General features: G+C 63.1%; 19 protein-coding genes. 10 read left to right on the forward strand and 9 right to left on the reverse strand.

The genetic code is table 11. The features are described 5' to 3' along the window. The first annotated feature begins 118 nt into the window (after positions 1–118). Positions 119–2,812, forward strand: coding sequence for a phosphoenolpyruvate carboxylase (gene ppc, locus HKK80_RS04630; protein WP_411798453.1), 2,694 nt, complete (start codon positions 119–121; stop codon positions 2,810–2,812). A gap of 243 nt (positions 2,813–3,055) precedes the next feature. Here ppc and HKK80_RS04635 read toward each other — a convergent pair whose 3' ends face one another. The 5 genes from HKK80_RS04635 to HKK80_RS04655 form a co-directional block, all read right to left on the reverse strand. Continuing rightward, the gene (locus HKK80_RS04635) at positions 3,056–4,006 is read right to left on the reverse strand and encodes a hypothetical protein (protein ID WP_411798454.1); all 951 of its coding nucleotides are present in this window, start codon (positions 4,004–4,006) and stop codon (positions 3,056–3,058) included. A 134-nt stretch (positions 4,007–4,140) separates the two neighbouring features. Continuing rightward, a complete protein-coding gene (locus HKK80_RS04640; protein WP_411798455.1) occupies positions 4,141–4,476 on the reverse strand; it encodes a CTP synthetase in 336 nt (111 codons plus the stop codon). Then, positions 4,476–5,393 (reverse strand): glutamine-hydrolyzing GMP synthase, encoded by a 918-nt coding sequence (gene guaA / locus HKK80_RS04645; protein WP_411798456.1) that lies wholly within the window; start codon positions 5,391–5,393, stop codon positions 4,476–4,478. Before guaA ends, HKK80_RS04640 begins: the two co-directional genes overlap by 1 nt. After that, a complete protein-coding gene (locus HKK80_RS04650) occupies positions 5,394–7,094 on the reverse strand; it encodes a CTP synthase (protein WP_411798457.1) in 1,701 nt (566 codons plus the stop codon). Positions 7,095–7,169: 75 nt separating this feature from the next. Next, positions 7,170–7,466, reverse strand: a complete 297-nt coding sequence (locus tag HKK80_RS04655) for a DUF433 domain-containing protein (RefSeq protein WP_411798458.1) — start codon at positions 7,464–7,466, stop codon at positions 7,170–7,172. Positions 7,467–7,557: 91 nt separating this feature from the next. Between HKK80_RS04655 and HKK80_RS04660 the strand changes: the two genes are divergently transcribed. The 9 genes from HKK80_RS04660 (at position 7,558) to HKK80_RS04700 (ending at position 14,065) form a co-directional block, all read left to right on the forward strand. Further along, positions 7,558–9,213 (forward strand): potassium channel family protein, encoded by a 1,656-nt coding sequence (locus HKK80_RS04660; RefSeq protein ID WP_411798459.1) that lies wholly within the window; start codon positions 7,558–7,560, stop codon positions 9,211–9,213. 69 nt (positions 9,214–9,282) lie between these two features. Continuing rightward, positions 9,283–10,275 carry a beta-ribofuranosylaminobenzene 5'-phosphate synthase family protein gene (locus HKK80_RS04665; protein WP_411798460.1) on the forward strand — a complete coding sequence of 331 codons (993 nt, stop codon included), beginning with the start codon at positions 9,283–9,285 and terminating at the stop codon, positions 10,273–10,275. 14 nt (positions 10,276–10,289) lie between these two features. Further along, the gene (locus HKK80_RS04670; protein WP_411798461.1) at positions 10,290–11,291 is read left to right on the forward strand and encodes an RAD55 family ATPase; all 1,002 of its coding nucleotides are present in this window, start codon (positions 10,290–10,292) and stop codon (positions 11,289–11,291) included. Positions 11,292–11,364: 73 nt separating this feature from the next. Continuing rightward, positions 11,365–11,709 (forward strand): hypothetical protein, encoded by a 345-nt coding sequence (locus tag HKK80_RS04675; RefSeq protein ID WP_411798462.1) that lies wholly within the window; start codon positions 11,365–11,367, stop codon positions 11,707–11,709. A 24-nt stretch (positions 11,710–11,733) separates the two neighbouring features. Beyond that, the gene (locus HKK80_RS04680) at positions 11,734–12,063 is read left to right on the forward strand and encodes a transcription factor S (RefSeq protein ID WP_411798463.1); all 330 of its coding nucleotides are present in this window, start codon (positions 11,734–11,736) and stop codon (positions 12,061–12,063) included. A gap of 186 nt (positions 12,064–12,249) precedes the next feature. After that, positions 12,250–12,930: an IS6 family transposase gene (locus HKK80_RS04685; RefSeq protein ID WP_411798464.1), complete on the forward strand. Its 681-nt coding sequence runs from the start codon at positions 12,250–12,252 to the stop codon at positions 12,928–12,930. A 3-nt stretch (positions 12,931–12,933) separates the two neighbouring features. Continuing rightward, positions 12,934–13,242, forward strand: a complete 309-nt coding sequence (locus tag HKK80_RS04690) for a hypothetical protein (RefSeq protein WP_411798465.1) — start codon at positions 12,934–12,936, stop codon at positions 13,240–13,242. A gap of 216 nt (positions 13,243–13,458) precedes the next feature. Next, entirely contained in the window at positions 13,459–13,704 is a 246-nt protein-coding gene (locus tag HKK80_RS04695) for an antitoxin VapB family protein (RefSeq protein WP_411798466.1), read from the forward strand. A gap of 64 nt (positions 13,705–13,768) precedes the next feature. Continuing rightward, positions 13,769–14,065, forward strand: a complete 297-nt coding sequence (locus HKK80_RS04700) for a ribbon-helix-helix domain-containing protein (protein ID WP_411798467.1) — start codon at positions 13,769–13,771, stop codon at positions 14,063–14,065. Between the two features lie 31 nt (positions 14,066–14,096). On the opposite strand, the gene HKK80_RS04705 is transcribed toward HKK80_RS04700, so the two are convergent. The 4 genes from HKK80_RS04705 to HKK80_RS04720 form a co-directional block, all read right to left on the reverse strand. Beyond that, positions 14,097–15,953: an NAD-binding protein gene (locus tag HKK80_RS04705; RefSeq protein WP_411798468.1), complete on the reverse strand. Its 1,857-nt coding sequence runs from the start codon at positions 15,951–15,953 to the stop codon at positions 14,097–14,099. Between the two features lie 76 nt (positions 15,954–16,029). Beyond that, the gene (locus HKK80_RS04710; RefSeq protein WP_411798469.1) at positions 16,030–16,167 is read right to left on the reverse strand and encodes a hypothetical protein; all 138 of its coding nucleotides are present in this window, start codon (positions 16,165–16,167) and stop codon (positions 16,030–16,032) included. A gap of 61 nt (positions 16,168–16,228) precedes the next feature. Then, positions 16,229–16,807, reverse strand: coding sequence for a hypothetical protein (locus HKK80_RS04715; protein WP_411798470.1), 579 nt, complete (start codon positions 16,805–16,807; stop codon positions 16,229–16,231). Between the two features lie 55 nt (positions 16,808–16,862). Then, positions 16,863–17,306 carry a chemotaxis protein CheW gene (locus HKK80_RS04720; RefSeq protein ID WP_411798471.1) on the reverse strand — a complete coding sequence of 148 codons (444 nt, stop codon included), beginning with the start codon at positions 17,304–17,306 and terminating at the stop codon, positions 16,863–16,865. Positions 17,307–17,308: the final 2 nt, after the last annotated feature.

The following is a 17,308-nucleotide window of genomic DNA, read 5'->3' on the forward strand; positions in this document are numbered from 1 at the left end:
TGACCCCGAACCAGCCGAAATCAGCCTGCTTGTCCCCTCGTGCGTGGTATATCTGTCGAAATCGTCCGAATAACCGATGTGGTGAGACTTTTAGGAGTGGGTTGTTCTACCATACGGTATGTCTTTGCACAACCGAGGTGTGCGGCAGGACGTCCGTGAACTCGGTGCCCTACTCGGTGACGTACTCAAAGAACAGACCTCAAGCGACGCGTTCGAAACCGTCGAAGCCCTCCGGAAGACAGCGATCGCCTACCGCGACGACGAGATCGACTCCCGGGAGGAGCTGCGAGACACCATCGATCAGCTCTCACCGGGCGAGGAAGGCGAGGTTGCCCGCGCGTTTACCACCTACTTCGAGCTCATCAACCTCGCCGAGGAGCGCGAACGCGTCCGGGCGGTGCGGACAGGCTCTCAGGAAGGCACCCTCGACGACAGCTTTGATCGAACTGTCGAAACGCTGACCGAGGCCGATGTCGACGCCGAGAGCGTCGAGGGCATCCTTGAGGATGTGTTGATCGAGCCGACATTCACCGCCCATCCGACGGAAGCCCGCCGCCGAACGATCAAGGCCAAGCTCCGCTCGATCGCCGACCACCTCCAGACGCTGGACGAACACAACCTCACCGACCAGGAAGCCGAGGATGTCTGGGAGGATATCAACGCCGAGGTGACAAGCCTCTGGCAGACCCGACAGGTTCGACAGCGACAGCCCGAACCCCAAGACGAGGCGCGCAACATCCAGTGGTATCTCGAAAACACGCTGTTCGATGTCGTCGGCGAGGTCTACTCGGAGTTCGAGGAGGCCGTCACCGAAGAGTACCCCGATGTCGACATCCCCAAGCTCTTTGAGTTTCGCTCGTGGGCCGGCAGCGACCGGGACGGCAACCCGTTTGTCACCGTCGATGTGACCGACGAGACGCTGGCAACCCAGCGGGATATCGTCCTCGATCGGTACAAAACCCGGCTCAAGCGGCTCTCGGCCGTGTTGAGCCAAGACGGCGACCGGTATGCGACGACCGGCGCGTTCACCTCCTCACTGGAGGCCGACATCGAACGCTTCCCCTCGGTCTCCGAGGAAGCCAAGGAACGCTACCCCGAGGAGCCCTACCGCCAGAAGTTTGGGCTGATGCGGGAGCGACTCGATCGGGTCGGCGACGTGCGCCCTGGCGGCTACGAGGATAGCGAGGAGCTGCTGGCGGATCTCGAAACCGTCGACGCCAGCCTGCGGGCCTACGGCGGCGTCGACATCGCCGACACGTTCATCCAGCCGCTGATCCGCCAGGTCGACACCTTCGGCTTCTCGCTGGCCAGCCTCGACCTCCGTGATCACCGCATCCAACACACCAAAGCCCTCGATGAGGCTCTCGCAAACGAGGGGATCGACTACCGCGGCCTCGATGAGGACGAGCGCGTCGAGCTGCTGACCGACGCCATCCTGCAGGACGAGCCGCTGCTCGATATGGAGTCGCCGGGTGAGCTCAGCGAGGAGTCCCAGAAGGTCATCGACCGGTTCCTCGCGCTCGGCGACTGGCAGACAGAGTACGGGATGGAGGCCATCGACACCTACTGTATCTCGATGGCCGAGGAGCCCAGCCACGCCCTCGAAGTCCTCTTCCTCGCCGATCAGGTCGATGTGGTCTCGCTGCCCGAGCATGTCGGCATCGACATCGTTCCCCTGCTTGAAACCGAGTACGCGCTCAACGGGGCCGACCGGATCATGGGGACGTTGTTCGAAAACGAGGCCTACAAGCAGGCCCTTGAGATCCGCGGCAACACCCAGGAGATCCTGCTTGGGTATTCGGACTCAAACAAGGAAAACGGGTTTATGGCCGCCAACTGGGATCTGTACAACAACCAGCGTCGCCTCGCGGAGATCACCGACAACTACGGCGTCACGATGCGGATGTTCCACGGCCGCGGCGGCTCGATCTCCCGCGGTGGCGGCCCGATGAACCGCGCGCTGCTCGCCTTGCCCAACGAGACCGTGACCGGCCAGGTCAAGTTCACCGAGCAGGGTGAGGTCATCGCCGAGAAATACGGCACCCCGCGGATCGCCGAGCGCAACCTCGAACAGATGCTTGACGCCCAGATTCGGGCGCGCCACAACGCGATCGAGGAGCCGATCGAAGATGTGCCCGACGAGTGGTGCGACGCGATGAACACGATGGCCGACGCCGCCCGCGAGGCCTACCGTGATCTACTGGAAACCGATGGCTTCGTCTCCTACTTCGAGCAGGCGACGCCGATCACGGTGATCGAGAACCTCAACCTTGGCTCGCGGCCGGCCTCCCGCTCCGAGGAGCGATCGGTCGAGGATCTGCGGGCGATCCCGTGGGTGTTCTCCTGGACCCAATCGCGGTGTATCCTGCCGGGCTGGTACTCGATCGCCGCGGGGATCGACGCCTATCTCGACGACGGCGGCGACCTCGACACGCTCGCCGAGATGTACGAGGAGTGGCCGTTCTTCCGGACGACCTTCGATCGGGCGACGATCGCACTCGCCCGAACGGATCTCGAGATCGCCGACGAGTACGCCGCTCTCGCCGACAGCGACCTGCGCGAGGAGTTCCAACCCCGGCTCGAAGCGGAGTACGAACAGACCGTCGAGTATATGCTGGAGATCACCGGCCGAAGCTCGCTGCTGCGGCGTGAGTGGTTCGAAGATAGTCTTGAACGCCGCAACCCCTACGTCGATCCGCTGAATCTGCTGCAGACCCACCTGTTGAGCCAGACGCATCTCACCGAAGCCGAGGAGCGAACCCTCCGGCTGACGGTCAACGGGATCGCTGCCGGGATGAAAAACACCGGATAACGCGTCGACGCGGTGGGTTTGTAGCGGTCGCTACGTGTTTTTGTTGCGTTGCTGTCGTCGAGTTCTATCGCTCAACAGCCGAACGTACGGTTGCAAAAGCGTGATCGCAAGCATCGTGGAGGAGGAACCGTCAGCGGGAAACGATACCCACACGCCGTGGAGTGCCTCAAGTGGCGTGTGGGCGTGCCCGGAAGATGATCGGATGGAGTGACACCGATCACAGAGTGTGCGTACTGCGACCGATTAGGGTGCACCACCTCCGTTGCCAGCGTTTCCGTTACCGTTGTTGCCCGGATTTCCGTTTCCGGCGTTGCTCGGGCCGTTACCGATGCCGTTGTTACCCGGACTGTCGTTCTCGTCACTGTCGCTGTCACCATCGTCGTCAGCGTCGGCCGCGTCTGCGTCATCCGGGGCGTTGCCTGCGTTGCCGGCGTTGTCAGGCGCGTTCTCAGCACCGCGATCGGCTTGCCCGGGTGCGTTACCCGCGTTGCCGGCCTGTGGGGGCGCGTTGCCAGCGTTGCCCGGTCGGTCGGAGGCGTTCCCCGATCCGTTGCCCGGTGTGTCAGGCGCGTTGCCGGCTGCCGAGGAGACGATCGGGCCGAGTTTGTCGTACTCGCCGTTCTGGAACGCGCTGATGAGCTCGTGAATCGTTGAGACCTGATCAGGCACCGGCTCCGGCATCGCTGTCGGCGGGCCCTCGTCGTCTTGGGCCACGAGCGAGCCGTCCTCGACCGCGTAGACGGTGGTCTGGGTGACGCCGTCAACCATCACTGCCACGTCGATGGCTGAACGGTTGTTGAGGTCGAAGGCGACGGTGCCGTTCTCGTCGGTCGCACCCACCTCGGTGCCGTTGATCGCGACGGTCGCGTTTGCGACAGCCGAGTCGTTTTGGGTCACCGAGACGGTGACCGTGCCATTGTCGAGCGTTGTATCGTACGCGAACTCGACATCGGTTTCGTTGTCGTCGGCATCGTCGGTTTCGTTCTCGTCGGTATCGCTGTCGTCCGCATTGTCCTCGAACCCGTCATCATCTGACGCGTCGTCATCGGACATGTCGTCGCTGTCGTCAGTTTCGTTCGTGTCCGTCTCATTGGTCGCCTCATCGGCGGTCTGGGCTGCGACCGCGCCCGCGGCGATCGGGACGGCCAGCAGGCAGACAGCCATCACTACAGCCATGATCGTGGTTCGGTTCATTGCGATCCGGCCTACTGGCGGTACCTACTTCAACCCGGATAGCAGTCGCTTCGAATTACCGCGTTTTAGCCACAGTTGCGCCCGTTTTCGCCGGATTACAACTCAGAACAAGCGTCAACAGAATTTTATAGGAGTTACTGAGCGCTGCCAGCCAACTCTTCGGCGACGACGCTCACGTCCAACAGCGCGGGATCGACGGCCAAGTCCGTCTGCCGCGTTGCGACCTCCGGTAGCGACTGCTCGCTGTAGACGATCACGCGCACCTCAGGGTTCAACTCCTTGGCCACAGGAATCCCGCTGGCCTCTCCCACATCGGTCAGCACCACCATCGCGGCGTCGTCGATGCCGGCGGCCTCCAGCGTCGACGACGACACGACATCTTCAATCCGGGTGACGCTGAACCCCTCATCGGCCAGGGCGTCGCCCAGCCCGTCGGGATCCTGGCCGGCGACGATTGCGGTCTCGCTCATCACTCGTATTCGATTGTCGCCGGCGGCTTGTGGGTCACGTCGTAGACGACGCGGGCGACGTTGTCGTTTTCACCCGTAATGCGGCTCTGAATGCGCTGGAGCGTCTGCCAATCGATCTCCTGGGCGCGGGCGGTCATCCCATCGCGGCTCTCGACCGACCGGACGGCGACGACCCAGCCATGAACGCGGTTGTCGCCCTTGACACCGGTGGCCTTGCCGATCACGGCGGCGAACGCCTGCCACGGCTCGTACTCTTCGAGTTCTTCCTCGACGACGTGACAGGACTCGCGGGCGACTTCGACCTTCTCAGGTGTCACCTCGCCGATAATCCGCACCGCGAGGCCGGGGCCGGGGAACGGCATGCGCTCGGAGATAATCTCTTCGAGGTCGAGTTCGCGGGCGACCTCCCGGACTTCGTCCTTGTAGAGCTCCCGGACTGGTTCGACGATCCCCTCGAAGTCGACCACCTCGGGCAGCCCGCCGACGTTGTGGTGGGATTTGATATTGCCTTCCGACTCGATGCGGTCGGGATAGATCGTTCCCTGCACCAACTGCTTGGCGTCGGTTTCCTTGGCCTCGCGTTCGAACTCGCGGATGAACTGCTCGCCGATGACCTTGCGCTTCTCTTCGGGGTCAGTGACCCCTTCGAGGGCGTCGAGGAACCGCTCGCGGGCATCGACGATCTGGAGGGAATCCATGAAGGAAAACGTCTCGCGGATCTGCTCGGTTTCGCCCTTCCGCATCAGGCCGGTGTCGACGTAGACGGGCGTGAGCTGCTCGCCGACGGCTTCGTAGGCCAGCGTCGCTGCCACGGAGGAGTCGACGCCGCCCGACAGCGCGATAATCGCGTTGTCGTCGCCGATCTGCTCGCTGATCGATTCGACTGCCTCGTCGATGAACTCGGTTGGGTCTACCATCTAAATGGTCGCCTCGGTTTCGGTGTCGTCGGCTGCGTCGTCGGGGTCGGTGCTGGTCGGTGTCTCGCTGCTGTCTGTCTCGCTGCGTTCCATCACCGCATCGAGGAAGCTCACAAACGGCGGGCTGGCCCGATCCGGTCGGGAGCGGAACTCGGGGTGGAACTGCGTCCCGAGGAAGAACGGGTGGTCGTCGAGTTCGAGGATCTCCATCCGGCGGCCCGAGACGCCGGAGAAAACCATGTTCTCGGACTGGAGTTCGTCGATATATTCGGGGTTGACCTCGTAGCGATGGCGGTGCCGTTCGGTACAGGAGTCCGCGTTGTAGATCTCGGCGGCCAGCGTGTCGGGGTCGATCTGGGTTTCGTGGGCACCGAGCCGCATCGTTCCGCCCATGTCGTCGATCTCCTTCTGTTCGGGGAGGATGTCGATGACGGGATGCGGCGTGTTTTCGTCGATCTCGGCGGAGTGTGCCCCATCAAGGCCGAGGACGTTGCGGGCCTGCTCGATGACGGCCATCTGGAAGCCCAGACAGAGGCCGAGGAACGGCACGTCGTTTTCGCGGGCGTAGCGGACGGCGTCGATCTTGCCTTCCGCGCCACGGGAGCCGAAGCCACCGGGAACGATGATCCCGTCGGCTGATTCCATCCGTTCTGCGTGTTTGTCCGCCATCTCGTCGGCATCGACCCACAACACCTCAACATCGGTTTCACGTTCGATGCCGGCGTGTTTCAGGGCTTCGTGGATCGACATGTAGGCATCTTCCAGCCCGTATTTGCCGACCAGTGCGATCTCGACCGTCCCGCTGCGCTCGCGGGTGACAAGCTCTCGCCAGCGCTGGGAGCGATCGGCTTTCGGGACGGCGTCGGCGGCGATGCCGAGCCGCTCCATCACGTACTCGTCGAGCCCCTCGTCTTCGACCATCAACGGCACCTTGTAGATATCGTCGACATCGGGATTTGAGAAGACAGCATCGGTCGAAACATCACAGAAGCGGGCGATCTTCGTCTTTGTCTTCTCGGCGAGGCGTTCCTCGTTGCGCCCGACGAGGATATCGGGCTGGAGGCCGATCGATCGCAGTTCCTTGACGCTGTGTTGGGTCGGCTTCGTTTTCTGCTCGCCGTTCATCGAGTTGGGAACGAGCGTGACGTGCATAAAGAGCAGATCGTCGTCGCGTTCCTCGCTGGCAAACTGCCGGAGGGATTCGAGGAACGGCATCGACTCGATGTCGCCGACGGTGCCGCCGATCTCGACGATACAGACGTCGGTGCCTTCGGCGGCCTCGCGGATGCGGCGTTTGATGTCATCCGTCACGTGGGGGATGATCTGAACCGTTTTGCCGAGGTAGTCGCCGGCGCGTTCGGCCTCGATGACGCTCTGGTAGGTTTTCCCCGTCGTCACGTTGTGGTCGGAGGTCATGTCGATCCCGAGGAAGCGTTCGTAGTTGCCGAGATCGAGATCGACCTCGCCGCCGTCCTTGAGGACGTACACCTCGCCGTGCTCGTAGGGGTTCATCGTTCCGGCGTCGACGTTGAGATAGGGGTCGACCTTGACCGCGGTCACATCGAAGCCGGCGTTGGCCAGCAGACGGCCGGTGCTCGCAGCGGTGATCCCCTTGCCGAGCCCGGACATCACGCCGCCTGTGACGAAAATAAACTTCTCCCCCAGCGTGGGGTCGTATTCGGTGGTCGGTTCCGGTGGCATACCGACTGTGTGGCAGGTTTCATCAAAACGGTTTCGATGGGGCTGACGAACTGTCGGATGTTTGTATTTCAGTGTTCAGTTCGCCGTCACCGGATCGACACCGTCCGGTCGCTCGATTTCTTCCCTGAACGCCGCGATCGCTTCCGCCCGCTCACGCTTGACGGCCTCCATCTCGCCCGGATGGTCGTGGTAGTACGCCAGCGCGTGATACACGTCGGCTACGTCGAGGTCGAACCGGTCGGCGACCGTCTCGGGTTCGGTGTCCCGTTCCTCGACGAGGGCGGCGACCTGACGGACGCTGATCCGCCGCCCGCGGATGTGTGGCTCGCCGAGGAGGTCGTGAGCGACACGCTGGACGCCGCTGTCGGCCATACCTGCCGATTCGCGGCCCGACAGCAAAAGCGTACTGCCGACGACCGCGATCAGACGGGGATGTTTTCTATGATCGCCACATTGCTCGGGTATGCGAAGTCTCCGGAGGCGGGTTGCCTACTTCGTCGTCTTTGTCGTCGTCTTTGTCGCGGTCATGGCCGTCGTCTACGACGTTGGGATGCGCACCTTCGAGCCCGGCCCCTACCCGCCACCGGGGACGGAGATCTCGCTGTTTCACTCGGTACAGGTCGTCGTTGAGACGATCACCGCCACCGGCTACGGCTCGGACGCCCCCTGGAAGAGTCCGGAGATGAACGCGCTGGTCGTGCTGTTGGATCTCACCGGCGTCGGCCTGTTCTTTCTCGCCTTGCCGGCCGTGTTGCTGCCGTGGTTTCGGGATGCGTTTTCGGTCTCGGTGCCGACCGCCGTCGACGACGAGCACAGCGATCATGTCGTCATCTGCACGTATACGCCACGAGCCCGGGAGCTGATCGCCGAACTCGACTCGAAGGATGTTGACTACGTGCTCGTCGAACCGGATCACGAGCGGGCGGCCGAACTCTACGGTGACGATTATACCGTCATCCACGCCGATCCACAGTCGGCCGCCGACCTTCGGGACGCCAATCTCGGCGCGGCCCGCGCCCTCGTCGCCGATGTCTCGGATCGCGTCGACGCCAGCATCGTCCTTGCGGCCCGCGAGGTCACCGAGGACGTGACCGTCGTCAGCGTCGTCGAAGATCCCTCGCTCACCGCTTACCACGACCTCGCTGGGGCCGACCATGTCGTCACGCCCCGACAACTGCTTGGGGAGGGGTTGGCCCGGAAGGTGACAACCGCCATCGAAACCGATCTCGGGGACTCGATCCAGTTGGGCGAGGATTTCGAGATCGCCGAGATCACCGTGCGGGCTGACAGCGAACTGGCTGGCCAGACGTTGGCCGACAGCGACATTCGTGACCGGTACAACGTCAACGTTGTCGGCGCGTGGCACAAGGGTGACTTCGAGACGCCACCGCCGTTGGACACCCCGCTGGAACGCGGGATGACGCTGTTGGTGACCGGTGATCGGGCCGCCCTCGACCGACTCCGCACCGCCACCGGCTCGCGGATTCGACAGTTCGGTCGTGGGCGCGTTGTCGTCGTCGGCTACGGACAGGTCGGCCAAACAGTCTCAGAGCTACTGTCGGCGGCCAATATCACCCATACCGTCGTCGATATTGAATCGAAAGACGGAGTCGATGTCGTCGGCGACGCAACGGTCACTGAGACGCTTACCGCCGCCGATATCGAAACTGCCGAGTCGGTCGTGTTGGCGGTCCCCGATGAGACCGCCACCGAGTTTGCGACACTGATCGTCCGCGAACTCGACCCGGAGACAGAGATAATCGCCCGCGCCGAGACCGGGGCTGCCGTCCCGAAAACATACCGTGCGGGCGCAGACTATGTCCTCTCGTTGGCGACGGTCAGCGGCCGGTCGATCGCGTCGTTGGTGCTTGCCGACGAGGAGATTCTCGGCATCGAGACCAACGTTGAGATCGTGAAAACGACCGCCCCGGGGCTGGCCGGTGAGACGCTGGCCAGCGCGGCGATCCGGGAGGAAACCGGCTGTACGGTCGTCGCCGTCGAGCGCGACGGCCGCACGCTGACGGAACTGAAAGCGACATTCCAGCTGGAACGGAGCGATCGGCTCGTCGTTGCCGGCAGCGACGCGGATGTCAACACGTTCCTCGACCGGTTCTGTTGAGCGAGCGGCTCTACCCCCGATCGCTGCCGCTGCCGAAACCCGAATACCACCGCATGCCCAACCACGGGTATGACGCAGGTCGCCGTCGGCGGGCGGCTCCATTTCGGCTTTGGCAATCTCTCGCTGTCACACAGCCGACTCTACGGCGGCCTCGGGGTCGCCCTCGCAGCGCCGACGGTCTCGCTGTCGGCGACGCCGGCCGACACCGTTGCCACGCCGGCAGCGATCGAGTCAGTCGCCGAAACGGTCTGTGAGCAGCTCGGTGTCGACGGCGTCGCGCTGACCGTCGACCAACAGCTCCCGGCACATGTCGGCCTCGGCAGCGGCACCCAACAGGCGCTTGCTGTCGCCACGGCGGTCGCCGGCGCGTACGACAAGGGGATCGCAGTTCGGGAGATCGCCCCCGCCCTCGGCCGCGGCGGACGGTCGGGGATCGGCGTCGCCACCTTCGAGGCCGGCGGCTTCGTCCTCGACGGCGGCCATCCGACCGCGCGGTTTACCACCGACCGTCCGCAGGACGGCGACTGGATCGTGCCGCCGGTCGCCGCCCGCCACCCGGTTCCCGACGACTGGCGATTTTTACTCGTCGTTCCCGACAGCGAGCCGGGGCGCAGCGGCGACCTGGAGGACGACAGCATCCGGGCGGCCATCGAGCGCGCCGAGCCGGCGATCGCCGATCGGATCTCGGGGCTGCTCACCCGGCGGGTGTTGCCCGCGATCGCCGCCGGCGACGCCGACCGATTTGGGAAGGCGGTCGCCGAGATCGGCCGGCTCAACGGCGCGTGGTACGCCGACGAGCAGGGTGGCGTCTACCGGCCGCCGATCGGCGAACTCGTCGACGCGCTGTCGGGATCGCCGGCGATCTACGGGGCCGGCCAGTCCTCGTGGGGGCCGACCGTCTACGGGATCACCGACGCCGCCCACGCCGACGCGGCCCGCGAGGCCGGCCGGACGGCGCTTGAGGCGGCCGGGATCGACGGCGACGTACAGGTCGTTGCGGGGCGCAACCACGGCGCGCGCGTTGCTGGCGACGCGATCGACGTAACGGCTAAACGGGCGTAGCCGAATCAGCTTCTATGGTCGATATGCCGTTCGGCGTCTCCCGGCTGGATTCGATGCTCGATGGGGGTGTCCCCACGGGCAGCGTCGTACTGTTGGCGACCGAACCTGGGGCTGGCGGCCGGAAGTTCGCCCACACCAGCGCGGCGATCAACGCTCTGGCGACAACCAACAACGCCGCCTTCGAACACCACTACCGCGGGATCGACCACGAGGGGGTGATCGTCCCCGCGACCGTCCACTATCTCTCGGTGGCCGCGACGGCCGACTCCCTAGAGGCGACGCTGACCGAGACCGTCAGCAGCGAGATCGCCGCCCAGGCGACCGACGGGATCACCCACCACGATCTCTCCCAGCCCTACTTCGAGGCGACCGACGTGCCGGACGCGTGGTACCAACACGACGAGCAGGTGTCGACGCTGCCCGGTGTCGACACCGTCGAGGAGATCGACGCGACAGATCCGTTCGAGTACGCCGAGGATGTGCGGGCGATCACAGACGACGGCAAGGGCGAGGAGCGACCTGACGCCGCTGCCGACGAGACCGAGACGGACGGCGACACACGCTCGATGACCGACAGCGGGGGTCACAACGCGCCCGACACAGCTGGAATCCTCTCGGTGTTGCGGGCGTCGCTGGACGACGCTGTCGGCGGGAACCTCGTCGTGATCGACGCGATCACCGATCTCGATGATCTGCCCGACGAGACGGTGTCGTGGGAGGCTGTCGTCCGCCTGCTTCGTGGGCTGACCCGGCTGGTTACCGACCGCGGTGGGCTGGTGCTCGTCGTCGCCGACGCGGAGGCGGTGACCGACCCCCAACTGGGCAGCCTCTCGGCGGCAGCGACCGGAACGCTGTCGTTTTCCTGGGAGACCGGCGGCTCACAGCGCGCACGGCTGCTGTCGATCCGGGAGCTTCCCGGCGCGCTCGATCGGCTGGATCGAGACGAGATCGCCGCCTTCGAAAGCGAGCTGCACGATCGGGGCTACGATCTGAGCAACGTCCGGAAGATCCACTGAGTCTCCTTTTCGGAGTGATCAACGAACTAGTATGTCCGAAATCTTAACTACTAGGTGTGTGTTGCGGTATCACATGACGGATCACAAGCCAGCCGACGACGCAACTGGGGGTGACAGCGAGAGAACGGCGACCGACAGCGAGGTGCCGTGGCGGGACGTCACCGAGAGCGCGCCGGGTGAGACGGATATCTCGTCGCCATCGACCACCACACCGACACAGGTGATCGCGGGGACGACAGCTTTCATCGAACCGACCGCCTACTGCCAGCAGTGTCCGCAGTTCGATGAGTCGGCGGGTGCGTGTACCAACGCCGACACCGATATTCTCGAAACGCTCCACGACGGGCGGTTTCACGTCGCCAACTGCCCGGCTGTCACCGCCGACGGGCCGATCTTCGACCGCGGACAACGAGATTAAACCGCCCCGGCCAGTAGCGCGAGTATGCAGTTTTGCGACGAGTGCGGCACGATGATGGTCTCTCAGGACGGCGCGATGGTCTGCACCAACGACGACTGTGGGGCGACCGCCGACCGCGACGACGAGCGCGCCGACGCCTTCGTCTCGACGACCGAACAGAGCGGCGAGGAGCTCATCGAAACCGCCGAAAACGACCAGTTCGAGGGGAAACCGACCGCTGACGACGTGACATGCGAGGAGTGCGGCCACGGCGAAGCGTGGTACACGATCAAACAGACCGGTGCGGCCGATGAACCGCCGACTAGATTTTTCAAATGTAAGGAGTGCGGGTATCGTTGGCGAGATTATAACTAACGCTCAATTTAATGTCAATACTTTGTCAGTAAAAAGTCTGAGAACACATTCTATGATCTGATTCTAATCTCACCGAAGGAATTAGTACCTCACAACAAAAATCACTAATACATGACAAGTATAGCTGAATGGCACTGTCTAGTTCAGTGAGTTTGAGCAATGAGCAGGCCATAGTGAGTGGTGACCATGACACTCGCAGACCTGCTCAGAGAGACGATAGATCTCCCAGAGCAAGATGTTTGGGAGAACGAGCGCACCCCGACACCCGTGCGGGTGTTCGGGGTGCGGCTTCACTCGATGGGATTGTCGCTTCGGGAGGTCGTCGCTGTCTTTGATTTACTCGGGATTGATCGCTCTCATGGAGCTGTGTGGAACTGGACGCACGATCTCGCCGAAACACAATCAGACCCGCCGACGGTGGAACCGTCGCGGGTCGCTGTCGATGAGAAACAAATCGAGGTCGACGGTGAAGCAAAATGGCTGTACGCAGCCATCGATACAGACTCAAAATGTATCCTCGACATCGACGTGTACAGCCGCCGCGGGACTGACCCCGCGGCGGCGTTTCTCCATCGACTTACTGAAATTCATGAGCTCGACGACGCTGAATTCCTCGTCGACGGCATGGGTTATCTGACTGCTCTTGCTCGGCACAATCTCAGCGGTCATCTCGACTACAATGACCGCAACTACATCGAGAAATGGTTCCAAACGGTGACAATGCGAATCGACCGCTTTCACTCGATCTGGATGGGCAGTTCAGCCAGCGCACGCCGCTGGCTGAACCGGTTCAAATATCATTACAACCGACAGCGACCCAATCAAGCTCTCGACGGACAAACTCCTGCTGAGGAGGTGCTCAACTAGACAGTGCCAGCTGAATTGAATGATATTGCTCTTACTTTGCTACAGGTAACTGGATTGCTACTACCTGTTGTCTTTTTAACAGCAAATTTTGTTAAAAATGAAGGTGTATTCGATGAAATATCAGACAAAAGGCAGAATAAATTGTCAAAATTGTTTATTTATATGGTTCTGTCTCTATCAGTGACTGGGTTTCTCGCAACCCTTGGCATTCTCAGATGGTCAATCAAAGAGTCACTCCTGTTTACTTCGGTTCTTTTCTTGGCTTCTTTCTTTTTGGTGTATGGCATCTTTATATATTGGATAACAAAATAGCACGTGAGGTAAATAATAAAATTCGGGCAGAATCTCTGAAACTATCATAATAACCTGTTTTCAAACAGTGTCGCATTCCGAATTGTTTGCTCGTCGACAGGATCTGACCATCGTCCAGAGCATGTTGTTACTGTCGTTGTCGAGCGATTTAGCTTCGAGAACGCTCATACCACCCACGACCAAAGCCTCATGCCGCTCATATACGACCGTATACACATGGGCACGAAATCAGTCCGCCTCGATGAAGAGGTCTACGAGCGGATCGCGGCCCACAAACGTGACGACGAGACGTTTTCGGAGGCGATCGATCGGCTCACCAGCGACTACTCCCTGCTGGCGTTCGCGGGCGATGCCTCGGCCGCCGAGGCTGACCAGCACCGCGACCTCCTCGCCGAGGCCAACGCGACCGCACGCGAAGACCGGCGCGAACGACTCCAGCGACTCGGCGTCGACACCGAATGATCCTCTCTTGACCGAATCGCCCGGAGCCAAGGTTCAGGCATATAGCCACGTAAAGCATGCGTATATGTCAGAAACCGATTCCGCAGACGGCCCCGACGATCCGGAAACCGTACAGATCAATCTCCGGCTCAGTAAGGCGTTTCTCGACGATATCGACACGACATGGAAAGAGGAGGGGTTCAACTCCAGAAGCGAGTTCCTCCGGTATGCCGCCCGCGATGCGGTGAAACACCCTGCCTTCTCGCGGGAAGGGTGGAAACAGATCGCGGCGAGCGAACACGATCTCCGATCCGGTGACGCCGAACTCGTCTCCCGTGAGGAGGTCGTTGAGATGATGGATCAAGACGACCATGAGCACTGACGGCTGGCGGTCACGCTAAATCGATCTCGCCTCAGTCGTGCGGATGAAACCGACCAACCGCTTTCTTCACCGCGGCGGAATCGCCGAGGAACGTGATCCGGTCGCCATACTCGATGGTTTCGTCGGCATCGGGCACGTGGGCGTCCTCGCCGCGGCCGATCTCGGCGATGAGACAGCCGCCGGGGATCTCGTCGGTGAGCTCCCGAATCGATTTGCCGGCGATGTGTTCGGCGGTCATCTCGATCTCGATGATATCGTGGGCGTCACCGAGATCGTTCATCCAGCGAGCCAGTGCCGGCCGCTCGATCTGGTTGTCCAACGCGTAGGCGGCCGCCTGTGGTTCGTCGACAGCACCGACGCCGAGGGCTTCGAACTGCTCGACATTGTCGGGGTTGTTGACCCTTGCGTACACATCGTCAAGGCCGAACTTCGTCATCGCCGTCTGACAGACGAGCAGGTTGATATCGTCGTCGCCGGTGGCGGCAACGAGGCCCTTCGCTTCGTCGATGCCAGCTTTTGTGAGGGTGGCGGCGTCGGTGCCGTCGCCGCAGACGACTTGGAACCCTTCCTCGCGGGCAGTCTCACAGTTGGCTTCGTCGATGTCGACGAGCACAACGAACTCGTTTCGACTCTCCAGTTGGGTGGCGAGCGACCGGCCGACCCGGCCGCTGCCGACGATTATCATGCGCATTGGTGTCACTCCGAGTGCGTCGCCGATCTGTCGGGCAAAGCCCGCCTCGATGGCGTCGGTCGCAAAGATAACGATGAAAACGGCACCGAGCAGCGTGGCCGCGGCGGCCTCGTCGCCGCCGGCAGCGAGTTCGATCCCGAACAGCGTCGCCACGCTCGCCGGGATGATCCCTCGTGGCCCGACCGCCGACAGGAAGAGCCGTTCCGGCCGGGTGAACTGCTCGATGCCGGCCGTCGAAATGAACGCGACCAGCGGCCGAAGCACCAGCATGATCACGGCCACGAGGGCGACCCCGGCCAGCCCCAGTCCGGCGACGGCCTCGACATCAACCAACGCCGCCAGCGAGACGAAGACGAAGGCGAGCAACAGCAGCGTCATGTCCTCGGTGAACGACTCGATGGTCTCCCGATGGGGGATCTCGACGTTGGCGAGGACGAGCCCGGCGGTTGCGACCGCCGCGACCCCCGCTTCCGCGGAGACCGTGTCGGCGACGCCGTAGGCACCGATGGCCGCCAGCAGGACGGTAAACCGCGCCGCCCGGGTGCCGTCGCCCGGCAGCAGCTCCTCGCGGAGCAGATAGTAGGTCGCCCCGGCAGCCAGCAGCCCGCTGGCGACGCCGACCCCGAGCCGTTCGGCAAAGGCGACGACCGTGTTCGGCCCGAAGGCCTCCCGCAGCAGGATCTCCTCGAAGATGACGACCGCGAGGATCGCCGCGGTCACGTCGTTGACGATCCCCTCGGTTTCGAGGGCCGCCGAGACGTGCGGCCGGAGCCGGACGACGGTGACGATCGGCGTGATGACCGTCGGGCCGGTTGCGACGAGCAGCGCGCCGATGAGGAAGGCGAGATCCCACGCCGTGCCGGTCAGCAGGCGGACGGTCACGGCCGTCCCGACCAGCGTGATCAGCGCGCCGATCGTCACCAAGCGCAGGGAGGCGGTTTCCGCGGCGCGGATGCGGTCGAGCCGCAGCGCGAAGGCCCCGTCGAAGACGATGACCGCCACGCTGAGGCCGACGACCGTCGTCAACCCGGCGCCGAACGTTTCGAGGCTGATCAGCCCGATCCCGACCTCGCCGAGGAGCAGCCCGCCACCCAGATAGAAGATGACACTCGGCACGCGCAGCCGACCGCCGAGCAGCTGGCCGGCGATCCCGACCGCGAAGATGGCAACGACTGTCAGCAGCAGGCTGTCGGCCACACTACCCAGTTCGGCCGTGGCGTCAAAACTGTTCGCGGTCAGCGAGGACTATCGGCGGAGGACAGAACCGAGCCGATCAGGCCGTATCCGACTCAGGATTATTGGCGCGTCGGTAGGAACCAACCATCTTCCAGAGCGTGTCGCTGATGTCTGCGTCAAGCGATTCGGCTTCGAGCTGTCGGTACAGGTCGTCGGAAACGGTGATCTGGGGCATCACCAGCACATTGCGGCGACAGGGGTATAAATTTACTGGAAGTACAAATCGAGTTAATTTCTCACCGGTCGGTGAGCCGGGCGGCGAATTCGAGAACCCCAGCCCGGCCGTGGTCGTCGCGGCGCGCCCGGAGTCGACCATCATCGTCGACCGCGAGATCGAACCGATCGGCGACGGTGTCGACAGCGGTCTCGAATCGCTGTCGCGTTGCCGCCGGCAGCGCGTCGAGGGACTCCCGCCGGCCGCCGTCGGTCGCCATCGTGGTCGACGCCGAATCGGTGCCGGCGGCGGCGCGATACAGTCTCACCTCGACCGCATCGGTCATCGTCTCGGTCTGCAGCAGTCGGATCACGGTCGTCGAATCCCGGTAGATCGTCGTCTCCGGGTCGGGGAGCCGGGGCGGAATCGACACCTCGTCGGTCGCTGCGTCGGCCGTTGTCGACTCGGCTGGTGGTGTCTCGATCGATGTCGCCGGAGTCGTCGCTGATTCCGTGCTCGGTGGTGACGTGTCGGTGTCGCGCGCTCGCTCGGCGGTCGCCAGCGAGTCCGCAAGTGGATCGGTACCGTCTGCAGTTGTCGTGTCGGTCGTCGTTGACGCACCGCTTGGGTTTTCTGTCGGTTGGCGTGTGGTCGCGTTCATGAGTATGAATGAAAGGGAGTGTGGTGAATCGCGTGTCAGCAGGGTCGGGGTCGTCTCAGGCGGTCAGTTCATGTGGATCGAGCCACAGGGTGAAGCTGTCATCCTCGTCGTCTTTCAGGAAGCCCCGGAGAAACGGGCTGTCGGTGACGCTGCCGGCATCGAGCGCGTCGCCGGCAACCTCGCTGACCTCTCGTACCTCCTCGACGAGCCAGCCGACCGGCGACTCGGTGCCGAGGGCGTCGGCATCGAGGACGATGATCCGCTCGGTTGCCTCGCCGCCGTCGGTCAGCAGCTGCCCGGTGTCGACCTCCAGCAGCGTGCTGGGGTCGACGATCGTGGTCGTCTCTCCGCGAAGGTCGGTCACACCCTCGACGTGGGCCTCGGTGTTCGGCACCGATCGCACCGTATCGCCGCCGACGATCTCGGCGACGTAATCGATCGGGACGCAGTACTCCTCCTCGCCCAGCGTGAACGTGAGTACCTGTGTGGTGTCGCTCATAC

This window comes from Halonotius sp. F2-221B (assembly GCF_046719765.1).
Lineage (GTDB): Archaea > Halobacteriota > Halobacteria > Halobacteriales > Haloferacaceae > Halonotius.

Bases quoted from the DNA above. Each gene is read 5' to 3' on its own strand.
- HKK80_RS04695 (WP_411798466.1), top strand. From the start codon at position 13,459: ATGGGCACGAAATCAGTCCGCCTCGATGAAGAGGTCTACGAGCGGATC.
- HKK80_RS04710 (WP_411798469.1), bottom strand. From the start codon at position 16,167: ATGCCCCAGATCACCGTTTCCGACGACCTGTACCGACAGCTCGAAGCC.
- HKK80_RS04680 (WP_411798463.1), top strand. From the start codon at position 11,734: ATGCAGTTTTGCGACGAGTGCGGCACGATGATGGTCTCTCAGGACGGC.
- HKK80_RS04650 (WP_411798457.1), bottom strand. From the start codon at position 7,094: ATGCCACCGGAACCGACCACCGAATACGACCCCACGCTGGGGGAGAAG.
- HKK80_RS04660 (WP_411798459.1), top strand. From the start codon at position 7,558: ATGCGAAGTCTCCGGAGGCGGGTTGCCTACTTCGTCGTCTTTGTCGTC.
- HKK80_RS04670 (WP_411798461.1), top strand. From the start codon at position 10,290: ATGGTCGATATGCCGTTCGGCGTCTCCCGGCTGGATTCGATGCTCGAT.
- HKK80_RS04655 (WP_411798458.1), bottom strand. From the start codon at position 7,466: ATGGCCGACAGCGGCGTCCAGCGTGTCGCTCACGACCTCCTCGGCGAG.
- guaA (WP_411798456.1), bottom strand. From the start codon at position 5,393: ATGGTAGACCCAACCGAGTTCATCGACGAGGCAGTCGAATCGATCAGC.
- HKK80_RS04715 (WP_411798470.1), bottom strand. From the start codon at position 16,807: ATGAACGCGACCACACGCCAACCGACAGAAAACCCAAGCGGTGCGTCA.
- HKK80_RS04665 (WP_411798460.1), top strand. From the start codon at position 9,283: ATGACGCAGGTCGCCGTCGGCGGGCGGCTCCATTTCGGCTTTGGCAAT.
- HKK80_RS04635 (WP_411798454.1), bottom strand. From the start codon at position 4,006: ATGAACCGAACCACGATCATGGCTGTAGTGATGGCTGTCTGCCTGCTG.
- ppc (WP_411798453.1), top strand. From the start codon at position 119: ATGTCTTTGCACAACCGAGGTGTGCGGCAGGACGTCCGTGAACTCGGT.
- HKK80_RS04720 (WP_411798471.1), bottom strand. From the start codon at position 17,306: ATGAGCGACACCACACAGGTACTCACGTTCACGCTGGGCGAGGAGGAG.
- HKK80_RS04640 (WP_411798455.1), bottom strand. From the start codon at position 4,476: ATGAGCGAGACCGCAATCGTCGCCGGCCAGGATCCCGACGGGCTGGGC.
- HKK80_RS04700 (WP_411798467.1), top strand. From the start codon at position 13,769: ATGTCAGAAACCGATTCCGCAGACGGCCCCGACGATCCGGAAACCGTA.
- HKK80_RS04675 (WP_411798462.1), top strand. From the start codon at position 11,365: ATGACGGATCACAAGCCAGCCGACGACGCAACTGGGGGTGACAGCGAG.
- HKK80_RS04685 (WP_411798464.1), top strand. From the start codon at position 12,250: ATGACACTCGCAGACCTGCTCAGAGAGACGATAGATCTCCCAGAGCAA.